We start from the raw sequence: 18,082 nt of genomic DNA, 5'->3' as shown, positions 1-18,082 counted from the left end.
CTGTAGTCCGTGGAGTGTCCGTCTGGATCGGTCCTACGCGTAACGTCGCCCTGATCATTGCGCTCGTATTTCCAAACCGCCAGACCCCGCCTTACAACCCGTACGAAGCCATTGTCATGCTCGTAGGCAGTCGGCTCATCATCCCCCGGAAACAGCGCCACCAACCGCCCAGCTTCGTCGTATTGGTAGGCTGTTATCGCGCCGAGAGGATCCTGCTCAACCGTCAGCCGGCCTTTCTCATCGTAGGACTTGAAATGCTCAGCACCATCGGGATCCACCCGCCGCACCAGCCGCGCCCGCTGGTCATGCACGTAGACTTCCTGGCTGCCATCGGCGTTATGAACCGTGACCTGGCCGTTGTCATCCCACACATACCGCGTGTCCATCTGCGAAAAGCTCGCCCAATGCCGGACACACCGCGCCGCCTTACCAGACCGTTCCCATTCCCAAAAGAAGCTCGCCCCACCGGCCAGTCCGCGCTCAAGAATGACGTGCTGATCGTCGTACCGATAAACCTCACTTTCGCCTACAGCGTTAGTCGCTGAAACCAACCGACCGGCATCGTCATAGGCGTAGGAAACAACCTTCTGCTCCGTCACCCAGACAAACGGACCGTCATCCACAGCCCGCTCAACCTGGTAATCCACCACGACAATGCGGCCCGATGCATAGCGCAAAAACAACGAGCGCCCGACGCCGTTGTCCAGCCGCTCGATCTGCCCCAGATAATTGCGAAAAATGCGCAACCGGTTGTCATACGCATCGCTGATCGCTGTCAGCACACCGTCGCAGAAATGGTAGAAACGTGACCCTTGAGACAGGACTAACTCATCAGGCAAAGACCCCAGGTAGATCGCCGCTTCAGCCAAGCTATTGGTAATTGCAGGCCGAGAAACAGAAGGCAAGGGCAGGGTAGTCGAGCGATTCTCATGATCCGTCCACACCACCGAGTCACCGGAAACAGCAAGCCGATGCGCCAGCGAATGACTCCAGCCAAACCCCAGCCCGCAATCCACTTCCACCGCACTGGTGCGGTACAACCGAGTCCACTCAAACGGCAGAATCCCATCGAGCGCACCATCGGTCAGTGTCAGCAGTTCCTCCCCGGTAACCATCGATACTGGGCAGCCATTGGTTGCGGTCTTGTCCGAAGAAGCCGTCGCATCCCCCGCCGGATTTTTCGAACCAGCAGGCACGTCATCTACATGCTCTGTCTGCTTCAATACCGCGTTTTGCCGGGCCTTCCAGCGCATCTGCATCGTGCCTTGCTTCAGCCCGCCAACCACCCCGCGAACGGCCACCGCCTTGTAGCGATCCATGGCCTGCATAAACTTCTTCAGAGTCGCCAGAAGTCCCCTGACAAAGCTCACCGCCGCCTCGAGGATCTGCGCGCCATACTTGACCAACCGCAAGCTCAAATACGCCACGCCCGCAGCTGGCAATGCGATGGTCAACACCACGCCAATTACCAGATCAACCAGCAACGACACCACGAACCCTGCCGCCACCTCGGCCATTTCACCGGGCGGTAACGCGTCCAGCCAGATCATCGCCGTGCGCACCAACAGGAACAGCGCCGCCTCATCACTGGCCAGCAACATCGCCTGCTCCATGACCTTGGGGGCGTCGGTGGCGATTTGTGCCAACTTGTCGGCCTGATCACCCAGTTGCCCGACGAACTTCAGCGGGTCCTCAAGAATTGCCTGCACCAGCTTGATGCTGTCCCACACATCACGGATCGCCGCCCAACTGCCCGCCAATAGGCCGCTGCCAATCGCGCTGGCAGTAGATCGCTCCCAATGCGGCTTAAACCCAGCCCACTGCGACCGCTGCGAACCCTCGACCCGCAACACCCGATCCATCCCCAGCAACGACGGCATGTCCAACCCGTGGCTCACCGAATCCAGCGCACGCGAATACCAGGCGCCCATCTGCTGGCGATAAATCTCCACGCTCTGATGAAAGCCATCGAGCTCAAATTCGATAAGGCTGATGTGGGAAGCGTGGGTCATCCGTGACGGCTCGACAAAGGGCAAGGCGTCGGAGCATGCCGGAGCAAAAAGCGGCTGGATGAACGGTTGAGAAATTCAGAAAAGGCCCACTACAAAGGGGAAAAAACCGCGCAATACCAACCCCAAGAGCTACACAAAAAAGCGATAAAACTGATTGCAGCAACCACTCTCAAATAAAAATCGCTCTCATCCTTGCCCGATTCCCCGACATGGCCGTCATGGTTAATAGAACCTCCATTACGCAGGATTTCCCATGTCGCGCCTTGCTCGTCCCTTGCATCCACTGACCCTGTCAGTGGCGATGGCTTTTGTCGCCGTGCCGTTGCTGACTGCCCAAACCGTCTTCGCCGAAGAAAGCAGCAGCGCCGTGCGCGGTTTCTCGATTCCTGCCGGTGACCTGAGCCAGGCGCTCAATAGCCTGGCCGAGCAGGCGGGCCTGGTGTTGGCCTTCGATGCGAGCTTGACCCGGGGCAAACGCAGCAAGGGGTTGAGCGGGCAATACGACACCGAAGTTGCGCTGAACCAACTGCTCGCTGGCAGCGGCCTGCAGGCGATGAAACTCTCCGCCGATCGCTACCGCCTGGAAGCTATCCCGGATAACGGCGCGGCCATGGAGCTGCAGGCCACCACCATCAGCGGTGCGTACCAAGCCGAAAGCCCGACCGGTCCGGTGTCGGGTTATGTGGCCACGCGCAGTTTGTCGGGCACCAAGACGGATACCGCGTTGATCGAAACCCCGCAGTCGATCTCCATCGTCACCAAAGACCAGATGCGTGCGCAAAACGCCGAGAGCCTTAACCAGATCCTGCGCTACAGCGCCGCTGTTATCCCGGAAACCCGTGGCGCTACCGCGTCGCGTCTCGATCAGTTGACCATTCGCGGTTTCGCCCCGGCCACTTACCTCGATGGCTTGCGCATGCCTTCGAGCCGTGACGCCTTGCCGCAAAAGGACGCGTTTGACCTGGAACGCGTCGAAGTGCTGCGCGGCCCAGCGTCGGTGTTATATGGGCAGGGCACGCCGAGCGGGGTGATCAACATGGTCAGCAAGCGCCCGTTAGACGCGCCGTTTCATGAAGTGGGTGTGGAATACGGCACCTTCAACAAGAAGCGCACCACTTTTGACTTGAGCGGCCCGCTGGATGATCAGGGTGTGTATTCGTACCGCGTGGCCGGGCTTTTCGACGATGCCGATGGCCAGGTGGAACACACCGAGACGCGCCGTCAGTCATTGTCCAGCGCCTTTACCTGGCGCCCGGATGACGCCACGTCGTTGACCCTGCTCGGGCATTTCCAGAAGGACCCCAAAGGTGCGTCTTACGGCTCGGTGCCGGCCTGGGGCTCGGTGCTGCACAGCCCGATCGGGCGCAGCATCGATGTGGATCTCTACGATGGCGAAAAGAAGTTCGAGAAAAGCGACCGCGAGTATTACTCGATCGGCTGGGCGTTCGAGCATCATGTCGATGACGTGTGGACCGTGCGCCAGAATGCCCGATACCTGCGCACCGAAGGCCAATACCGCAGCCTTTACAGCAATATCCTGTTATCGGATTACCGCACCATCCAGCGTTCGACCATTGCCAGTGATGTCGATATGGATGCCTACACCCTCGACAACCAGTTGCAGGCCAAATTTGAGACGGGGCCGTTGCAGCACACCTTGTTGATGGGGCTCGATTACCAGAACACCAGCACCGATACGCTGTCCGGCTCAGGCGTTTACAAGGCCGGGCCCACACTGGATATCTTTGATCCGGTCTACGGCGCGGCGGTCCCCGTGCCGGCCTATACCGCCGACGGCACCTCGCGCAGCGAACAAACCGGTGTCTACCTGCAAGAGCAGATGAAGTGGGACAAGTGGGTATTGCTGCTGGGCGGTCGTTATGACTGGGCCAGCACCGATAGCAGTACCCAGGCCCTGCGCAGCGGCGCCAAGAGTAAATCTTCGTTGGACAGCAAGGCGTTTACTGGCCGTATCGGCCTGGTCTACCTGTTCGATAATGGCCTGGCTCCGTATGCCAGCTACGCGGAGTCCTTCAACCCGCAATCGGGCACCGGGTATGGCGGTTCGGTGTTCAAGCCGACTGAAGGCAAACAGTATGAAATCGGCATCAAGTACCAGCCGCCGGGGAGCAACAGCTTTATTACGGCGGCGATCTTCGACCTGCGCCAGACCAACGTACTGACCACCGACCCGGACCCCACCCACCTGTGCGGCAGCGGGCGCTGCCAGAGCCAGGACGGCGAAGTGCAATCGCGTGGCTTTGAGCTGGAAGGCAAGGCTAGCCTCAACGATAACCTGGACATTACTGCGGCCTACGCCTATCTGGACAACCGCATCAGCCAGTCCAACAACACCGTGCGCTATTCGCCCATCGGCGATATCGGCGTAGGCCCGAACCTCGCCGCCGAAGGCACCACCACCTACGCCGTACCGCGCCACACTGCGTCGGCATGGGCCGACTACACCTTCCACGAGGGCCACCTCAAGGGCTTCGGCGCGGGTGCGGGCGCACGCTACATCGGCTCGTCCTGGGGCGATACCGCCAACACCCTGAAAGTGCCGGGCTACACCTTGTTCGATGCGGCGGTGCACTACGACATCCCAAACCTCACCAGCCTTAAGGACAACCTGCGCCTGGCGCTCAACGCAACCAACCTGGCGAATAAAGAGTACGTCGCCTCCTGCTACTCCTACTCGTGGTGCTGGTATGGCTCGCAGCGCACCGTGCAGGCGAGCGCCACTTACCAGTGGTGATGGCACGCAATAAGGCAATTTAATGGCCCCTTTCTAACAAAATCCTCGCCAGAATCGCGTTTATTTTCAGGTGGTTAGGTGGGGATGCAAATGCGCACTGTTGGAATCATGCTGATCGCCTGCTCCCTGGCCGGCGGCGCAACTGCCGTGCAGGCACGGGAGTTGCGCGAGGGTGACAAGTACATGTGCAGTTGGGGCGCAGGCACCGCCGCCAGGGCCCAGAAACTCAAGTTGTCGGGGGTGTCGCTGTACGCCGCGCGGCAGAAAATCCAAACCATCAAATTCAATAAATCCTGGATGCGCATGATGGCCATGGGCATCACTGAACAGACCTACGACAGCGGCTCACGGCTGAAACCCGAGGCGATTCGCCAGAGTTTCTATCAGGACTGTGTGCGCTACAAAGTTGCCCGCAAATAACCGCTTAGTGCGACGGCGCTGAGCTGGCATCCTCCTGGAAATACAGCACTGAACGCAGCAGGGTCGATACGCCCATGCCCTTGCGGGTAGCGTTAATCACTCGCGGGCCAAAGCTGCTTTCCAGGGCAGTGTTGAAACGCACGCTGGCCTGGACTATTTCGTCCCCGTGCTGCTCTCCTTATTCGCGAAAGCAGCATGACAAGTGCCTGCAGAGCGCTTTACAAATCCACGACATTCACTGTGTTTCTATTTGCATACAATTGCGTCCTCTATCACGGGGGCCAGTATGCAAACGCTAATCCGCACGGCGACGCAGGACGATATCGACACGCTGTTCAGCATCCGCACGTCGGTGGTGCAGAACCATTTGAGTGTCGAACAGATGGCTGGGCTGGGCATCACGCCGCAGGTGTTGGCCGAGAGCATCGAGGCAGCGCCCTGCGTGTGGGTCGCTGAAGTGGATGGCCGGGCCGTCGCCTTTGCCATGGTCGACCTGGCCGAAGGCGAGGTATTTGCGATGTTCGTACGGCCCACTCACGAAAACCTGGGCCTGGGCCGTCAGCTGATGGCGGTCGCCGAAGCCGCGCTGTTTGAACACCATGACCGGCTGTATCTGATCACCGATGGCCGCGACGAAATACGCGCCAACGGTTTTTATCAGCGGCTCGGTTGGGTCGTGGTCGGTCAGGTTGACGGCGATGATGTGCGATACGAGAAGAGCAGGACGCAGTAGTCTAATGAACGCGCCCGAGCCGTCGTCTTCTAACAGCGTGCGCTACTTCGTGCTCGGAGTGCTTTGCTCTGCCGTATTGCTGGGGATTTATTTTGTCCAGCTCAACGCCCAGGTTGACCGCGCGAGGCAAGCCGCCAACGAGCGCCTGGCACTCTGTCGGCAGGTAGAAAGTATCGCGCGTTCACTACTGCCTAATAGCCTTGATACACGCGAGACATGTGAGCCGTTGAACGAGCGCATGTCGAAAAGTGTGACGCCGCCTTAATTCAATAACCCTTTTTTAGAAGGGGGGAATTTTGGCGGTATTCGCACCAAAAAGTGGCATTCATAGAGTCCGCCACCTTAAAAAATGTGTGGTTATTGAATGACTTACAGCGCTTTTAATCCGACGAAAGGATTAAAATAATCTTGTTACAGCTTTTTACAGTCGCTACTATAGCCGGGCGTTCACCTCCCACGGTTTATGCATTTTTAAATCCCAAGTTTCCATCAGCTACTTGGGATTTTTTTTGCCTGCAAATTGACCTCAACGTCAAACTTCACCTGTGGCGAACGCTGCACGCATCCGCCCATTGCGTTGGGCTTGGTACAACAACTTATCGACCTCTTCGACAAACCCCAGCATCGGGCTATCGGGTTTTACGATGTGTGTGCCGACGCCCAGGCTCAAGGTCAACAGGTTCGATACCGCCGAAAAACCATGCTCGATCTGCCGTTGGCGAATCAGGTGCAGGCAGCGTTGCGCCACTTGCCTGGCCGACGCCGCATCGGTTTCCGGCAGCAACCACACAAATTCTTCGCCGCCGATACGCGCAATGAAATCCCGTGGCCGGTTGGCGGCCTGTGACAGGGTGTGCGCGACTTGGCGCAGGCATTCGTCGCCCTTGATATGGCCATAGTGGTCGTTGTACTGCTTGAAAAAATCGATATCCAGGATGATCAGCGACAGTGGCAACTGACTGCGCTGGGCGCTGGCCCATTTTCACGGTCGTCCGGGTGCATGCGCTCGATCCAATCGTCCACGCTGACCCAACTTTGCGGGCTCCAGCCGAGCAAGGTCTCGATCTGCGGGCCGATATAACTGAAGGTCATGCTTTGCCAATCAATGCGCCAGGGGATGGCCTTGGTCGACTCCAATAATGTCTTGTACACATCGCTGTCGGGCTGGCTGGGAGGGTCGATGCTCATAGGGGCTTTGCTCAGAATGATGGCGAAAGGCCAAGAGCCTCTTGTGATTGACGCGTGGAGTCAAGTGCCCTCCGAAACAGCAGACGAGAGGTCGCAGGCAGGGTTTTTGACGTCAGCGAATCGACATTTTCGAGCGGTTTCCGGCCGGGTCGACCTGCTGCTGACCGGCGTGTCCCCCGAGGTTTTGGACAGCATCCGTTCCATCTCAAACCTGATTGGCGAGTTGCGCACCGAGATCACGGCCGGGCGCCTTGGGTTTGCGGTGGTCGGCTAGCCGTTGACGGAGTGGGTCGGCGTATCGAGCGCGCCGTAATAGCGCCAGCAGCAATGGCGGTGCTCCGGCAGGATTACGCAGCCGCTGAGGCTGACGATCAGCAACGCGGCAACTAGCATGGAAAGTCGACGATACATGGTGTGTCCTCTGGCGGAGCGAGGCGCGGCGCAAGCCCTGCTTGAAAGTGCTCATCCCAGTGCCCGTGCGGCCTTGGAGGAGGCCGTTGGCTCGACGCCCAGCTGAACAGCTATCAACTGGCGCTTACCGACCCGGCACTGGCGAGGCAGATCCGCCAGTCTGCGTCGCGCCGCAGGTCGTTCTGGTCGCGCTACGCCAACTGGTTGTCGCCTGTGGGCCTGGTGGGCGTGAGCATTGCCGGCATTGTTACCGGGACGCTGGTAGCGTCGATGAGCGTGCCACTGCCGATGTTGTCATCCGACGTGTTGCCCTGTGTCTTCGATCAGGGCGATGCGCAAGTCATCTTTACCGCCAACGCCGAGAACACCCAGCAATGACCGCTAAATCCCTGAAACCGTGGTTGTTTGTCTCGGTATTGCTCAATGTATTTTGATCGGCGGCGTGGGCGCAGGCCTCTACCATTGGAGGGTTAACGCCAAGCCCGCCGTAGCGATGGTCAGCCAGCACGGCCTGCGCCAGGCCATGGCAGTACCGATTGCGCACGCAGCCGCAGCCGCGTTCGTCAGATCCTCTGTCGAACGGCAGAAAGAGAATGGTTTGGTGAAGCGAGGATTGGTCGCCAGCGGGCAGAGCGCTGAACTACAGGCGACGTAGGAAGGATTTAACGATGTGCCGGGTAGCGTCGGTGGTGTCGAGTTCTTCCATCGCGCCATAGGGATGCCACTGGCAATCGATTATTTCGTTGCAAGGTTTTGCATCGGCGATGTTCACAACGGACGCTTCGAAAACGTGGTGAACGGTGTCGCGGGCTTTCAGCTCTTGCAAGTAGAGCAAGCCGTCCACGTTCAACCCGGTTTCTTCTTGCAGCTCGCGTTCGGCGGCGCCGACCGGGCGCTCGTTGCGTTCTACCTTGCCGCCCGGCAAGGCCCATTTTGATCTGGCCTTACGCACGAAGAGGATATGCCCCTCGTGTTCGCAGATGACCGTTGCGCGTATTTTCATCGTTTAGCCCCGCAGCGGAATGAGTGTCATAAAATTGTAATTCAATTGTCATGCTAAGTGGTTATAGCGCTGACGTGTGGGGATGTGGATACTGCCCGATTGATCAAAACGAACGAGGAGAGCAGATGAGCACCGTACGCTGGGGCATGATCGGCTGTGGCAGTGTCACTGAATTGAAGAGTGGACCGGCTTTCTACAAAGCGCCAGGTTCTGCGCTGGTGGCCGTGATGGGGCGCCGTGAAGCTGTTGTGCGTGATTATGCGGCACGCCACGGTATCGCACGCTTCTATACCGAAGCCCAGGCACTGATCAACGACCCCGACGTTGACGCGGTATACATCGCCACGCCGCCCGACAGCCACCTTGAATACAGCCTGATGGTGGCCGCAGCCGGCAAACATTGCTGCGTCGAGAAGCCCATGTCGCTGAATGCCGAGCAGAGCGCGTTGATGCAGCGCACGTTCGAGCGTGCCGGGCTGCATCTGTTTGTTTCTTACTACCGCCGCTCGCTGCCGCGCTTCCAGCAAGTGCGTGACTGGCTGCTGGACGGGCGCATCGGTGAGCTGCGTCACCTGACCTGGACCTTGTGCAAACCTGCGGGAGTCGACGACGCCAGCGCCGCTAACTGGCGTACCGACCCGACGATTGCCGGTGGCGGCTATTTCGCCGACTTGGCCAGCCATGGCTTCGACCTGTTCCAGTACCTGGCCGGGGACATCATCGAAGTCTCGGGCTTCACCGCGCGCCAGGCCGGGCGCTATGCGGCCGAGGATGCAGTGACGGCGTGCTGGACCTTCAGCTCCGGCGCGTTGGGCATGGGCTGCTGGAACTTCGTCTCGGACCGCCGTGAAGATGTGGTCGAGATGATCGGCAGTCGTGGGCGCATCCGGTTCTCGGTGTTCGAGGACCAGCCCCTGCACCTTGAGGGCGAGACCCATGAGGTGCTGGAAGTACCCTGCCACGCGCATATCCAGTGGCATCACGTATTGGCCATGAATGCGCATATCCGTGGCGAAGCCGAGCATCCGTCATTGGCCATCGAAGCGTTGAAGACCGATCGGATCCTGGACAAGGTGCTACAACGTAACCCCCATCATCCTGGGTAGTCGCGATAGGGTTTTGTTTTTCCAAGGAACAGACCAATGAAATACTGGATGATGGTGTGGCTGGTACTCGCCACAAGTGCAGTGGCGGCCCCGCGTAGTCAAGGCACGCCGGGAGAGTTTGATTTCTATGTGCTGTCGTTGTCATGGTCGCCAACCTTCTGCCTCACGCACCCGGACAATGAACAGTGTTCGGGCAAGGGCTACGGCTTTGTGCTGCATGGCTTATGGCCGCAGTACGCACGGGGTGGGTGGCCGGCTTCGTGCTCAGCGCGATCGCAGTTGAGTCGCGAAGAAATCGAAAAAGGTGCTGCATTGTTCCCGACCCGTTCACTGCTTCGGCACGAATGGGCCAAGCATGGCACCTGCAGCGGGCTGGAGCCGCTGGCGTATCTGGAAAAAACCGACGAGGCGCTGGGTGTGGTGACCATTGCGCAGCAACTGCAGCCGTTCAATACGCCGCCATCGTTACAAGCCCGTGAGATCGAGGCGTTGTTTCGTGAGAGCAACCCGCGCATGGGCAGCCATGGGCTGGCGGTGATCTGCAAAGGTAACGTGTTATCGGAAGTGCGCGTGTGCCTGACCAAGGACCTGGCCTTCGCCGGCTGCCCGCGCAGCGTCAAAACTCAGTGCCGCGACGGCGATATCCGCATTCCCGCCCAGCGCTAGGGCATCATCGCGACGCGATAGCGCTCGTCGAAATCCTCGGCCAACTGCGCCAGCGTGACCTCTTCCAGGCGTTCCAGCAGCAACGTCCGAGCGTGCGCCGCACCACCCACCGGCGTGGTCGACGACTTGCCTGACATCGAAGGCCTCGAAGAGCGTAGGGTCAGCGTCGAATACGGCGCTGTACGGCGCATTGGTCTTGAGGCGCAACGGAACAGAAAGTGCACTTAAGCCCTGCCAGCGTGTGTATTCCGGAGATTGCGATCCAATCGCGAGTTGATAATGCCCTGCTGATCAACCAAATTCCTTGGGAATGAGTAACTTTGGGAAAAGTCCTATTTACTTTCAATAGCCTCCGCTCCAGGGTGCTGCCTGCGGATTACGTCCTCTGACTGATTGCCATCGGCAGAGATACACCAGGCCTATCGCTCTCGCTGAGGTGACAAGAGGAAGTATCCCACCCACCCCCCATGGATCAGGAGTGTAGTGGTCTAATGAAACCGGACACCCATTTAGGCGAGAATGCTCGCCAGATAGAGGTGTCTCATGACCAAACAACGCCGTTCCTTTTCTGCTGAATTCAAACGCGAGGCTGCTGACCTCGTACTCAAGCAAAACTACAGCTACATCGAAGCCAGCCGCTCACTTGGCATTGGTGAATCAGCGTTGCGCCGTTGGGTTGACCAGGTACAGAAGGAGCGCCAAGGTGTCACTCCGCAGAGTAAGGCGCTGACCTCGGAGCAGCAGAAAATTCAGGAACTGGAGGCTCGGATCGCCCGGCTTGAGCGAGAAAAATCCATATTAAAAAAGGCTACCGCGCTCTTGATGTCGGAAGATCACGAGCGTTTGCGCTGATTGACCAGTTGAGCGCCCATGAGCCGGTTGATTGGCTGTGCAAGGTGTTTGACGTTACCCGCTCGTGTTACTACGCCCAGCGCCTGCGGCGCCGCACGCCCGATGTTGAACGGCTTCGATTGCGCAGTCGCGTCAGTGAGCTGTTCTCGCAAAGTCGCAGCGCTGCGGGCAGTCGCAGCATTCTCTCGCTGATGCGTGAAGACGGTGAGCAACTCGGTCGATTCAAAGTGCGCAGCTTGATGCGCGAGCTTGATTTAGTCAGCAAACAACCCGGTTCCCACGCTTACAAACGAGCGAAAGTAGAAAGACTCGACATCCCGAATACGTTGAACCGTGAGTTTGATGTGCCAGCCCCCAATCAAGTCTAGTGCGGTGACATCACCTATATTTGGGCGCAAGGAAAGTGGCATTACCTGGCTGTCGTGCTGGATCTCTGCACGCGCCGGATAGTGGGCTGGGCACTGTCGGAAAAACCGGACGCTGAACTCGTGATCAAGGCCCTGGATATAGCCTATGAGCAGCGTGGCAGGCCTGCGGATCTGCTGTTCCACTCGGATCAAGGGTCTCAATATGCAAGCCGATTATTTCGCCAGCGGTTGTGGCGATACCGTATACGCCAAAGCATGAGTCGTCGGGGAAACTGTTGGGACAACGCACCGATGGAGCGAGTGTTTCGGAGTTTGAAAACTGAATGGATACCGACCTTAGGCTACAGAACTGCACAGGAAGCACAGCGCGACATCAGTCACTTTTTGATGCATCTGTACAACTGGATTCGGCCTCACCAATTCAACGGTGGGCTGGCGCCAGCTCGGGCCGAGGAAAAACTTAACGTCGTGTCCGGGATTAGTTGACCACTACAGTGGCGTGCGCAGCGCGATGTAGCTGAAGCGCTCTATCATCGAACCAAGATCGAAGCGGCGGTTGAAGCGATACTCAAACTCGGCCAGATAGCGCGGTGAGTGCTTGGGGTGAAAGGCGTGGAAAGTGCCGCTCAGTGCGTTTTTGACATTCCCCAACAAGGTGTTGACCCACTTGAAAACAGGATTCTGCGCACTGGCCCGACCACTGCCGGTCACGATAGCGGTGTGTTGACAATGCGCTGTGTTAAACGCCTTGAAACAGGCAAGGCCATCGCTGAACACGGTGCTTCCTGGTGCAACCGAATGTTGTGCGTAACGCGTGATTTCATGAAGAGTAAACCCCTCTACCCGACGCAGTTGCAGGTACAGCGGATGCCCCTCGGTATTGGTCTGTACCGCCGCAATAAAGGGCACTTTGTTCTGCGAACCACGGCCGCGTTTTCCAGGCTGCTCCCCGCCCAAATAGGCGTCATCAATTTCAATGCGCCCGCTGAGCACCTTGTCCCGCTCGCGCTCAAGCATCACCTGCATGATCTTGTGTTTGAGCTTCCAGGCCGTGTTGTAGCTCACGCCCAGCTCGCGGGAGAGCTGCAAGGCAGACAAGCTGTTCTTGCGTTGGGTGAGCAAGTAGATGGCCAGGAACCAGGTCGTTAGAGGGAGCTTGGTGCTGTCAAAGATCGTTCTAGCGGTCAAGGAGGCTTGATGATGGCAGCGGTTGCACTGATGCACAGGTCGCTTCAATTGACAGGCACTGCCATGACCGCACTGCGGACAGCTGAAACCGGCAGGCCAGCGCAGATTAAGAGCGCTGTGCGGCATTGTTCTTCAGCGCCGTAGTTTTTCAAGAACTCAGGTAACGATAAGCCCGGCTGGAACTGAATGCGGTTGCGTGACATGGGAACACCTCCACTGGTTATCCATACAGGCAATCGTAGCAGATAACCCATAACCCAGCTGAATATGATGCGTAATCAGGAAACCTTATGCGTCAGCAACCAAGTCGTCGCCCGATTGAACAGCTCACCAGGACGATCTGTCCCTGTCCAGCAGAGTGCATATAACCAGCGAGCAAGTCGCAAGCCGACGCTGGAGTCAGCAAACACCCGATAACCATAACGCTCCTGAATCTCTCCCGCATGACGTTGACGCTGGCGGGTTTCAGCATAGGCCAGGATGCACGTCGGATCATTGATGCCTAGTTGACGACTGAGCGCTTGCAGCACCTCATCCGGAACGTCTGAAAAGTCTTCAGGGAAGGTGCCCAAGTAGCGGACGCTTGTCAGTTGCGTGGCATAGCCGAGCCGGCTGTGCGCGCCGCGCAGCGGTAGGATGGCCTTGTGATCGTCATCGCTCAGGTGGAAGTAGCGTTCCAGCTCTCCGCGGCTGGGCACCTCAGAGTAGCGACCGAATGCTTCGCGCTGTTCTTGCGTCAGAAAACCAACTGGCATTGATCAGAGTACCTCAGTGCAGAACTGGGCCGGAGTGACGATCCGGGTACGTCTAATGTGACCCCGATGCTGCAAGCCATCACGGGCCTGCTTGTCTTGTCTCGGTATGATCCCTACTTTTTTTCTGCGGCTAAACGAATAGCTTCCAGCCTACGAAAGTCCGGTTTAGCGCGGCGAACTTCCTCAATACTCCCGTCGGGATACTTAAATGTTACAAAGTTCCCTTTCTTTTTTTCTTTGGGGCCAATTGAATAAACCATAAATCTTGAGTGCAAGACTGGCTCAAACGATACTAAACGTGCATCAAGCGCTTGATACATACGATAATAATCGTACCCTTCCCCCAATAGGCTGACATCCTTCTTGTGTCCGCCTATGAATCCCTCATCAACCCAAGGGTAATAGCTCTCCTTTATCGCCAGGTCGCCATCAACCTTTATATTCGCGCCACCTCGGGGAGACGCGTTGTCATCAAATATCACCACAACCCCGCCGCCGGCGCCGAAACGAACATTTTCACCAAAGCGCCCAGGCTCTCGATAGGAAACACCAAAGGTCACATTGCTTAGCCGCCACTGACAGGCCCCGCCGCCATCTTTGGATAATTTGGCTTCATACACATCACTTCGGCCCTGTTGCGCAGGTTCGATGTCCATGTGCTGATAACCGTCGCGTTGGTAGGGCCCGCCGTAGGCGCTATGGTCGGTGAAAGTACAAAGGGTTGAGCGGTACATAACCTTCATGGTTTCCGCTTTCAATTCCGAGGGGACCTTGAGCCGGACAATGACCTGCTCACTGTTTACGGGCGGAGCCAGGCTCTGATCTTTGGCGCAACCGGTCAAGCTGGCAAATATGGTGAGCAGAGCGAAGGAAATGCGCTGCGGTATGTGGGCTTGCCTGTATTCAGCCATGGGTCATCTCCGTATAAAGATTGTCTTCGGCCACTGCTTCGAAGCGCTTCAAGGCCTCTGGGCCACCCTCGATCTGGCGGGTGCATTCCAGAGTCATACCAACCAGGCCCTGTAATTCGAGGAGCAGGCGATCACGGAGCAACTCGTCCTCGGGCATATTTTCGCCATGCTGAAGCATCTGTGCTTCCAACTGGCGACGATTTTTCTGGCGCTCTTGCATGCGTGAGGGGTCAATCGACTCAATCAACTGGCCATAGATGTATGGCTGGTATTTACCCATGAAATGGTTGCGCAGACCCAGCAAGTTGCCGCGTTTGGCATTGCGCCCTTTGGGGAAATACCGATCTCGACTTTCCGTGGTGAGGGAGGCAGCGTAACGCTGTTGAGCGGCGCGGGCTTGTTCGTCATCCGTCTCGCTCAGGCTCGGGACCAAGAATAGCTTGGCCTTAACCGGTAAAGGGCGACTGATTATGGTGTGGTAAGGCGCGCCTAGCCCTTCACGGCTCTTGTAGAAGGGGTTGTCGGAGCCCCGCACCCGTATATGTTGGTCGGTGCGATAGAAGGCGGCGATTTCGCCATGGTGGTAGAACGGGTCCTGTCCCTTGATGAGCGGGTCGGCCAGTAGTTGGCCGACCGACCAGACGGTACCCAGGGTGCCGCCTAGGGGCCCGTAGAGTTTGTACAGCGAGTTCTCCAGGTCGGCTTCGGGCGGTACCTCAGGAATCAGATCGGTATCGTTGACATGGCGAAAGTGCCGAATGCCATCCAAGCAAGCCACCGCTTGTAGAGTGAAGGTGCGTGGCATGCCGTAGGTGTACAGAAGAGGATTCAGGTCTTTCAGGGAGGCTGCATGGATGAGCCCTAGCGCACCGCCAAGACTATGCCCACAGATGAATAGTTCTTTGAGTTTCCCTTCTACTGGAATCGTCTTGCCTAAGGCATCGGAATAGACCCTTCGAGCGACCTCGTAGGCATCGCGGAACCCCAGATGCACACTTCCCCTTGGCGTCAGGTCAGCACAGGGTATCTTCGGTTCACAGTTGGCCTGCACCTCAGGCTTGACTGGGCGGAAAGTGACATCCGTGGCCAGATCAGAAAAGGGGAAGTTCATTTCAGTGCCACGCCACCCCACCAGCACTTGCGAAGCGCTGATCGCATAGAACAGCTGAGTGTCCCCTTTTGGATCCGTTCCCTGCGTCGTGTCCAGTGGTTTGGAAATGGTATAGCGCTCGCTAAACGGTACATCGATCACGACACAGGGAGGGTTCGTATACCCATCCCTAACCCGAGGTGTACGCGACAGGTCCAGGCACTGCTGCTCGAAGAATTCCTCCACAGAACCGTACTCCCCAGGCTTGAAGGTGCTATACGCAAGTACACTCATCAGCCCCAGGTTGTAGGCCGTGACCAGGCTGTAGTCCTGCTGGTGGTGCAGCATCAACGACCACGCGCGGAAGGGACAGACCTCCAATACGTGGCGTCGATCCAGTCGTTCATAGGGCTGGCGATACCCCACCTCGCTTCCGAGGGTGTATCCACTGAAACCTTTCTCGGGGAAGTGGAAGGCCGGCAATGGCTCCCCTTTGGGCAGCGGTGGGTCGATTTGGGGGAGCTTGTCGCAGAGTTGACCGATGCGCACATAGTGGTAGTCGTGACCTGCTGACAAGGCCTTTTCTTCGACAGGGGAGTGTCCTGAGTATTGCGGGCAGTGGAGCGGAGTTGGGTCGCCGATGATGGGGCGCTCGGGCTCGGCCCGCTTTGCCCGCAAACGACGGGTTTGTAGCACTTCGGCGAGTGAATCGGCGTCGATCCGCAAGGTGAGGGGGATTGGGTGCAGCCCTTCGATGCGAATCACTCCATCGGCACCAGCCTGCCCACGATACTCCGGCACGACTCCTTCTCGCGTGGCGTCGTTCTGTGCCCGATAGGGAAGGTATGGCAGGGCTTCGCCGTGCTCGTCCACCAGCTGAATTTCGACCCAGTGTTTTATTTGCGGACCACACAAGACGTCCTTATTTGGGCATAACGTATCCGTTCGGTGCGTTCTATCGAGCTTGTCCATCGTCACTTCCTTTTGTATGCGGCATAGCAACGGTGCTACGGATCGATTACGGCCGAGCACCGACAAAATGGCGATAGGAGCATGCTGCTTAACGAATGTCTGTCAGGCATTTCTGAAAATTCTGAGCGATCTGGTGCCGGAGGCGGATTGGATCGTCTACGTGCGTGCTGAGTGGGGGGATAACAGTTCGAAAAAACCTCGTTTTGTCGAACTTTAACGAGGCATGACCATGTTCGTTAACCTAACCATGTTACAGTTCAAATAACTGGTACGCTTAATCAAAGTTCAATTATTAACAGTACAGTCGAGTAAGCGGTACTTTTTATGAAAATCGGATATGCGCGGGTGAGCACTCGGGATCAGAAAGCCGACCTCCAGGTCGATGCCCTGAATCAGGCTGGGTGTGAACGAATTTATCAAGACATTGCCAGCGGCGCGAAAAGCGCTCGGCCGGAACTTGACAAGTTACTGGCCAACATACGAGCGGGCGATGCCGTGGTGATCTGGAAGCTGGATCGCCTCGGGCGCTCGCTCAAGCACCTGGTCGAACTGGTCGGTGAACTGGCGGTGCGCAAGGTCGGCTTGCAGAGCCTGAATGACCCGATCGATACGACAAACGCCCAGGGTCGCTTGGTGTTCAACCTGTTTGCCTCGCTGGCCGAATTCGAGCGCGAGCTGATCCGCGAGCGCACCCAAGCGGGTCTCTCGGCCGCACGGGCACGAGGTCGAGTCGGTGGCCGTCCGAAAGGGTTGCCTGCCAAGGCCGAGGCCACTGCCATGGCAGCCGAAACCCTGTATCGCGAAGGACGCCTGAGCGTCAGCGCCATCGGCGAGAGGCTGCACATCTCCAAGAGCACGCTGTACAGCTACCTGCGTCATCGTGGTGTCGATATCGGGACGTATCAGAAGAGCGCACAAACGCGGGGTCAGCAGCGCAATGTCACGTCACCGGCAGAGTCGGCGGTTGAACGGGTTGCCATCATTACGCTGCGCTTGGCGGTAGAGAACAACAGCAAGTTCGTGCGTGGCCGGAAGCGGGCCAAGGAGAACATTGAGCGCTACTGCCTGGAGCCATTCGGCGTGAAGCGCCTGGAGTCGGGAAACTATGAACTGACAGTTCCCTATCAGAGCGACGATGAGTTGGATAAGGCCGTGCATGAGTTGCTCGGCGGGATCAGCCAAGAAGCCGAGATGCGCAACTGCTATATCGAAGCGGATGCCTGGGAGGAAGGTACTGAACGACGCTGGTAGGGCTTAAGTGCACTTTCTGTTCCGTTGCGCCTCAAACCCTGTGAGCGGGTCGATGGCCCGACCGGCCGTTATCTGCACACCAATGAAATGCGCCAGACTTCCGTGCCCGGTGTGTTTGCCGGTGGTGATGTCTCCCTTGCCGCCGGTTCCGTCGCGCTGGCCGTGGCCGAGGGCGTGCGTGCCGGCGCGGGCGCGCACTTCTCGATGATCGACGGTTGAGGCGGCCAGACGGCACTGGCTTGATGGCGAAAGTAAGGAACCGGACATCCTGCGTCGCTTGGAACAACTCAGCCCACGACTTTTCGCAAGAACCCCTTGTCGCAACAGTGGTGGGTGGTACGCGACGAGCCAGGCTCCAGGGTGTCACTGTGCTTCGCGGCCCATGCCGATTGCGCGCTGCC

At 57.9% G+C, this 18,082-nt stretch carries 13 protein-coding genes and 8 pseudogenes; 10 read left to right on the top strand and 11 right to left on the bottom strand.

All coding sequences use genetic code 11. The features are described 5' to 3' along the window. On the bottom strand, positions 1-2,012 hold a 2,012-nt coding region (locus AACY52_RS25780), incomplete at its 3' end, for a DUF6531 domain-containing protein (RefSeq protein ID WP_339560961.1). A 253-nt stretch (positions 2,013-2,265) separates the two neighbouring features. Here AACY52_RS25780 and AACY52_RS25775 point away from each other — a divergent pair. Beyond that, complete coding sequence (locus AACY52_RS25775; protein ID WP_339560960.1) at positions 2,266-4,767, top strand: TonB-dependent siderophore receptor; 2,502 nt, start codon at positions 2,266-2,268, stop codon at positions 4,765-4,767. Between the two features lie 90 nt (positions 4,768-4,857). Next, positions 4,858-5,187: a hypothetical protein gene (locus tag AACY52_RS25770; protein ID WP_339418312.1), complete on the top strand. Its 330-nt coding sequence runs from the start codon at positions 4,858-4,860 to the stop codon at positions 5,185-5,187. A 4-nt stretch (positions 5,188-5,191) separates the two neighbouring features. On the opposite strand, the gene AACY52_RS25765 is transcribed toward AACY52_RS25770, so the two are convergent. Further along, positions 5,192-5,329: a hypothetical protein gene (locus AACY52_RS25765; RefSeq protein WP_370467892.1), complete on the bottom strand. Its 138-nt coding sequence runs from the start codon at positions 5,327-5,329 to the stop codon at positions 5,192-5,194. Between the two features lie 144 nt (positions 5,330-5,473). On the opposite strand from AACY52_RS25765, the gene AACY52_RS25760 reads away from it, so the two are divergent. Continuing rightward, complete coding sequence (locus AACY52_RS25760) at positions 5,474-5,920, top strand: GNAT family N-acetyltransferase (protein ID WP_339418314.1); 447 nt, start codon at positions 5,474-5,476, stop codon at positions 5,918-5,920. A 532-nt stretch (positions 5,921-6,452) separates the two neighbouring features. Here AACY52_RS25760 and AACY52_RS25755 read toward each other — a convergent pair. Continuing rightward, positions 6,453-7,108: pseudogene (locus AACY52_RS25755) on the bottom strand (sensor domain-containing diguanylate cyclase). A 106-nt stretch (positions 7,109-7,214) separates the two neighbouring features. On the opposite strand from AACY52_RS25755, the gene AACY52_RS25750 reads away from it, so the two are divergent. Continuing rightward, entirely contained in the window at positions 7,215-7,382 is a 168-nt protein-coding gene (locus tag AACY52_RS25750) for a hypothetical protein (RefSeq protein WP_339418512.1), read from the top strand. Here the strand turns inward: AACY52_RS25750 and AACY52_RS25745 are convergent. Continuing rightward, the gene (locus tag AACY52_RS25745) at positions 7,379-7,519 is read right to left on the bottom strand and encodes a hypothetical protein (RefSeq protein ID WP_339418315.1); all 141 of its coding nucleotides are present in this window, start codon (positions 7,517-7,519) and stop codon (positions 7,379-7,381) included. The genes AACY52_RS25750 and AACY52_RS25745 overlap by 4 nt on opposite strands. On the opposite strand from AACY52_RS25745, the pseudogene AACY52_RS25740 reads away from it, so the two are divergent. Continuing rightward, positions 7,500-7,897, top strand: a pseudogene (locus AACY52_RS25740) (hypothetical protein). The gene AACY52_RS25745 and the pseudogene AACY52_RS25740 sit on opposite strands and share 20 nt — an antisense overlap. A gap of 262 nt (positions 7,898-8,159) precedes the next feature. Here AACY52_RS25740 and AACY52_RS25735 read toward each other — a convergent pair. Then, entirely contained in the window at positions 8,160-8,522 is a 363-nt protein-coding gene (locus tag AACY52_RS25735; protein WP_065876121.1) for an NUDIX hydrolase, read from the bottom strand. 125 nt (positions 8,523-8,647) lie between these two features. Between AACY52_RS25735 and AACY52_RS25730 the strand changes: the two genes are divergently transcribed. Together AACY52_RS25730 and AACY52_RS25725 are read left to right on the top strand one after the other, a co-directional pair. After that, entirely contained in the window at positions 8,648-9,628 is a 981-nt protein-coding gene (locus AACY52_RS25730) for a Gfo/Idh/MocA family oxidoreductase (protein WP_339438890.1), read from the top strand. 36 nt (positions 9,629-9,664) lie between these two features. Next, on the top strand, positions 9,665-10,294 hold the full coding sequence (locus AACY52_RS25725) for a ribonuclease T2 (protein ID WP_339418317.1): 630 nt from the start codon (positions 9,665-9,667) through the stop codon (positions 10,292-10,294). On the opposite strand, the pseudogene AACY52_RS25720 reads toward AACY52_RS25725, so the two are convergent. Further along, positions 10,291-10,386, bottom strand: a pseudogene (locus tag AACY52_RS25720) (transcriptional regulator); the annotation flags it as partial. The gene AACY52_RS25725 and the pseudogene AACY52_RS25720 sit on opposite strands and share 4 nt — an antisense overlap. A gap of 451 nt (positions 10,387-10,837) precedes the next feature. On the opposite strand from AACY52_RS25720, the pseudogene AACY52_RS25715 reads away from it, so the two are divergent. Continuing rightward, positions 10,838-12,000, top strand: a pseudogene (locus AACY52_RS25715) (IS3 family transposase). Between the two features lie 3 nt (positions 12,001-12,003). Here the strand turns inward: AACY52_RS25715 and AACY52_RS25710 are convergent. From AACY52_RS25710 to AACY52_RS25695, 5 genes and pseudogenes are all read right to left on the bottom strand, one after another. Continuing rightward, positions 12,004-12,905, bottom strand: a pseudogene (locus AACY52_RS25710) (IS1595 family transposase). Between the two features lie 81 nt (positions 12,906-12,986). Beyond that, a pseudogene (locus tag AACY52_RS25705) lies at positions 12,987-13,457 on the bottom strand (DUF4158 domain-containing protein); the annotation flags it as partial. A gap of 3 nt (positions 13,458-13,460) precedes the next feature. Further along, positions 13,461-13,541, bottom strand: a pseudogene (locus tag AACY52_RS32365) (PIN domain nuclease); the annotation flags it as partial. Positions 13,542-13,570: 29 nt separating this feature from the next. Continuing rightward, positions 13,571-14,368: a hypothetical protein gene (locus AACY52_RS25700; RefSeq protein WP_339560959.1), complete on the bottom strand. Its 798-nt coding sequence runs from the start codon at positions 14,366-14,368 to the stop codon at positions 13,571-13,573. Beyond that, the gene (locus tag AACY52_RS25695) at positions 14,361-16,430 is read right to left on the bottom strand and encodes a lipase family protein (RefSeq protein WP_339560958.1); all 2,070 of its coding nucleotides are present in this window, start codon (positions 16,428-16,430) and stop codon (positions 14,361-14,363) included. The genes AACY52_RS25700 and AACY52_RS25695 overlap by 8 nt, the downstream gene beginning before the upstream one ends. 324 nt (positions 16,431-16,754) lie before the next feature. Here AACY52_RS25695 and AACY52_RS25690 point away from each other — a divergent pair, with 324 nt between their 5' ends. Both AACY52_RS25690 and AACY52_RS25685 read left to right on the top strand, forming a co-directional pair. Then, positions 16,755-17,681: a recombinase family protein gene (locus AACY52_RS25690; RefSeq protein ID WP_339560957.1), complete on the top strand. Its 927-nt coding sequence runs from the start codon at positions 16,755-16,757 to the stop codon at positions 17,679-17,681. Between the two features lie 39 nt (positions 17,682-17,720). Next, a pseudogene (locus AACY52_RS25685) lies at positions 17,721-17,900 on the top strand (thioredoxin reductase); the annotation flags it as partial. Between the last annotated feature and the right edge of the window lie 182 nt (positions 17,901-18,082).

It is taken from the genome of Pseudomonas sp. EA_65y_Pfl1_P113 (assembly GCF_963970525.1).
In the GTDB taxonomy this organism is placed as follows: Bacteria; Pseudomonadota; Gammaproteobacteria; order Pseudomonadales; family Pseudomonadaceae; genus Aquipseudomonas; species Aquipseudomonas tritici.
This window is presented reverse-complemented; position numbering and strand designations above follow the sequence as displayed.

Coding starts and splice junctions, on each gene's coding strand:
- AACY52_RS25730 (WP_339438890.1), top strand. CDS start 8,648: ATGAGCACCGTACGCTGGGGCATGATCGGCTGTGGCAGTGTCACTGAA.
- AACY52_RS25735 (WP_065876121.1), bottom strand. CDS start 8,522: ATGAAAATACGCGCAACGGTCATCTGCGAACACGAGGGGCATATCCTC.
- AACY52_RS25695 (WP_339560958.1), bottom strand. CDS start 16,430: ATGGACAAGCTCGATAGAACGCACCGAACGGATACGTTATGCCCAAAT.
- AACY52_RS25745 (WP_339418315.1), bottom strand. CDS start 7,519: ATGTATCGTCGACTTTCCATGCTAGTTGCCGCGTTGCTGATCGTCAGC.
- AACY52_RS25725 (WP_339418317.1), top strand. CDS start 9,665: ATGAAATACTGGATGATGGTGTGGCTGGTACTCGCCACAAGTGCAGTG.
- AACY52_RS25690 (WP_339560957.1), top strand. CDS start 16,755: ATGAAAATCGGATATGCGCGGGTGAGCACTCGGGATCAGAAAGCCGAC.
- AACY52_RS25775 (WP_339560960.1), top strand. CDS start 2,266: ATGTCGCGCCTTGCTCGTCCCTTGCATCCACTGACCCTGTCAGTGGCG.
- AACY52_RS25770 (WP_339418312.1), top strand. CDS start 4,858: ATGCGCACTGTTGGAATCATGCTGATCGCCTGCTCCCTGGCCGGCGGC.
- AACY52_RS25700 (WP_339560959.1), bottom strand. CDS start 14,368: ATGGCTGAATACAGGCAAGCCCACATACCGCAGCGCATTTCCTTCGCT.
- AACY52_RS25760 (WP_339418314.1), top strand. CDS start 5,474: ATGCAAACGCTAATCCGCACGGCGACGCAGGACGATATCGACACGCTG.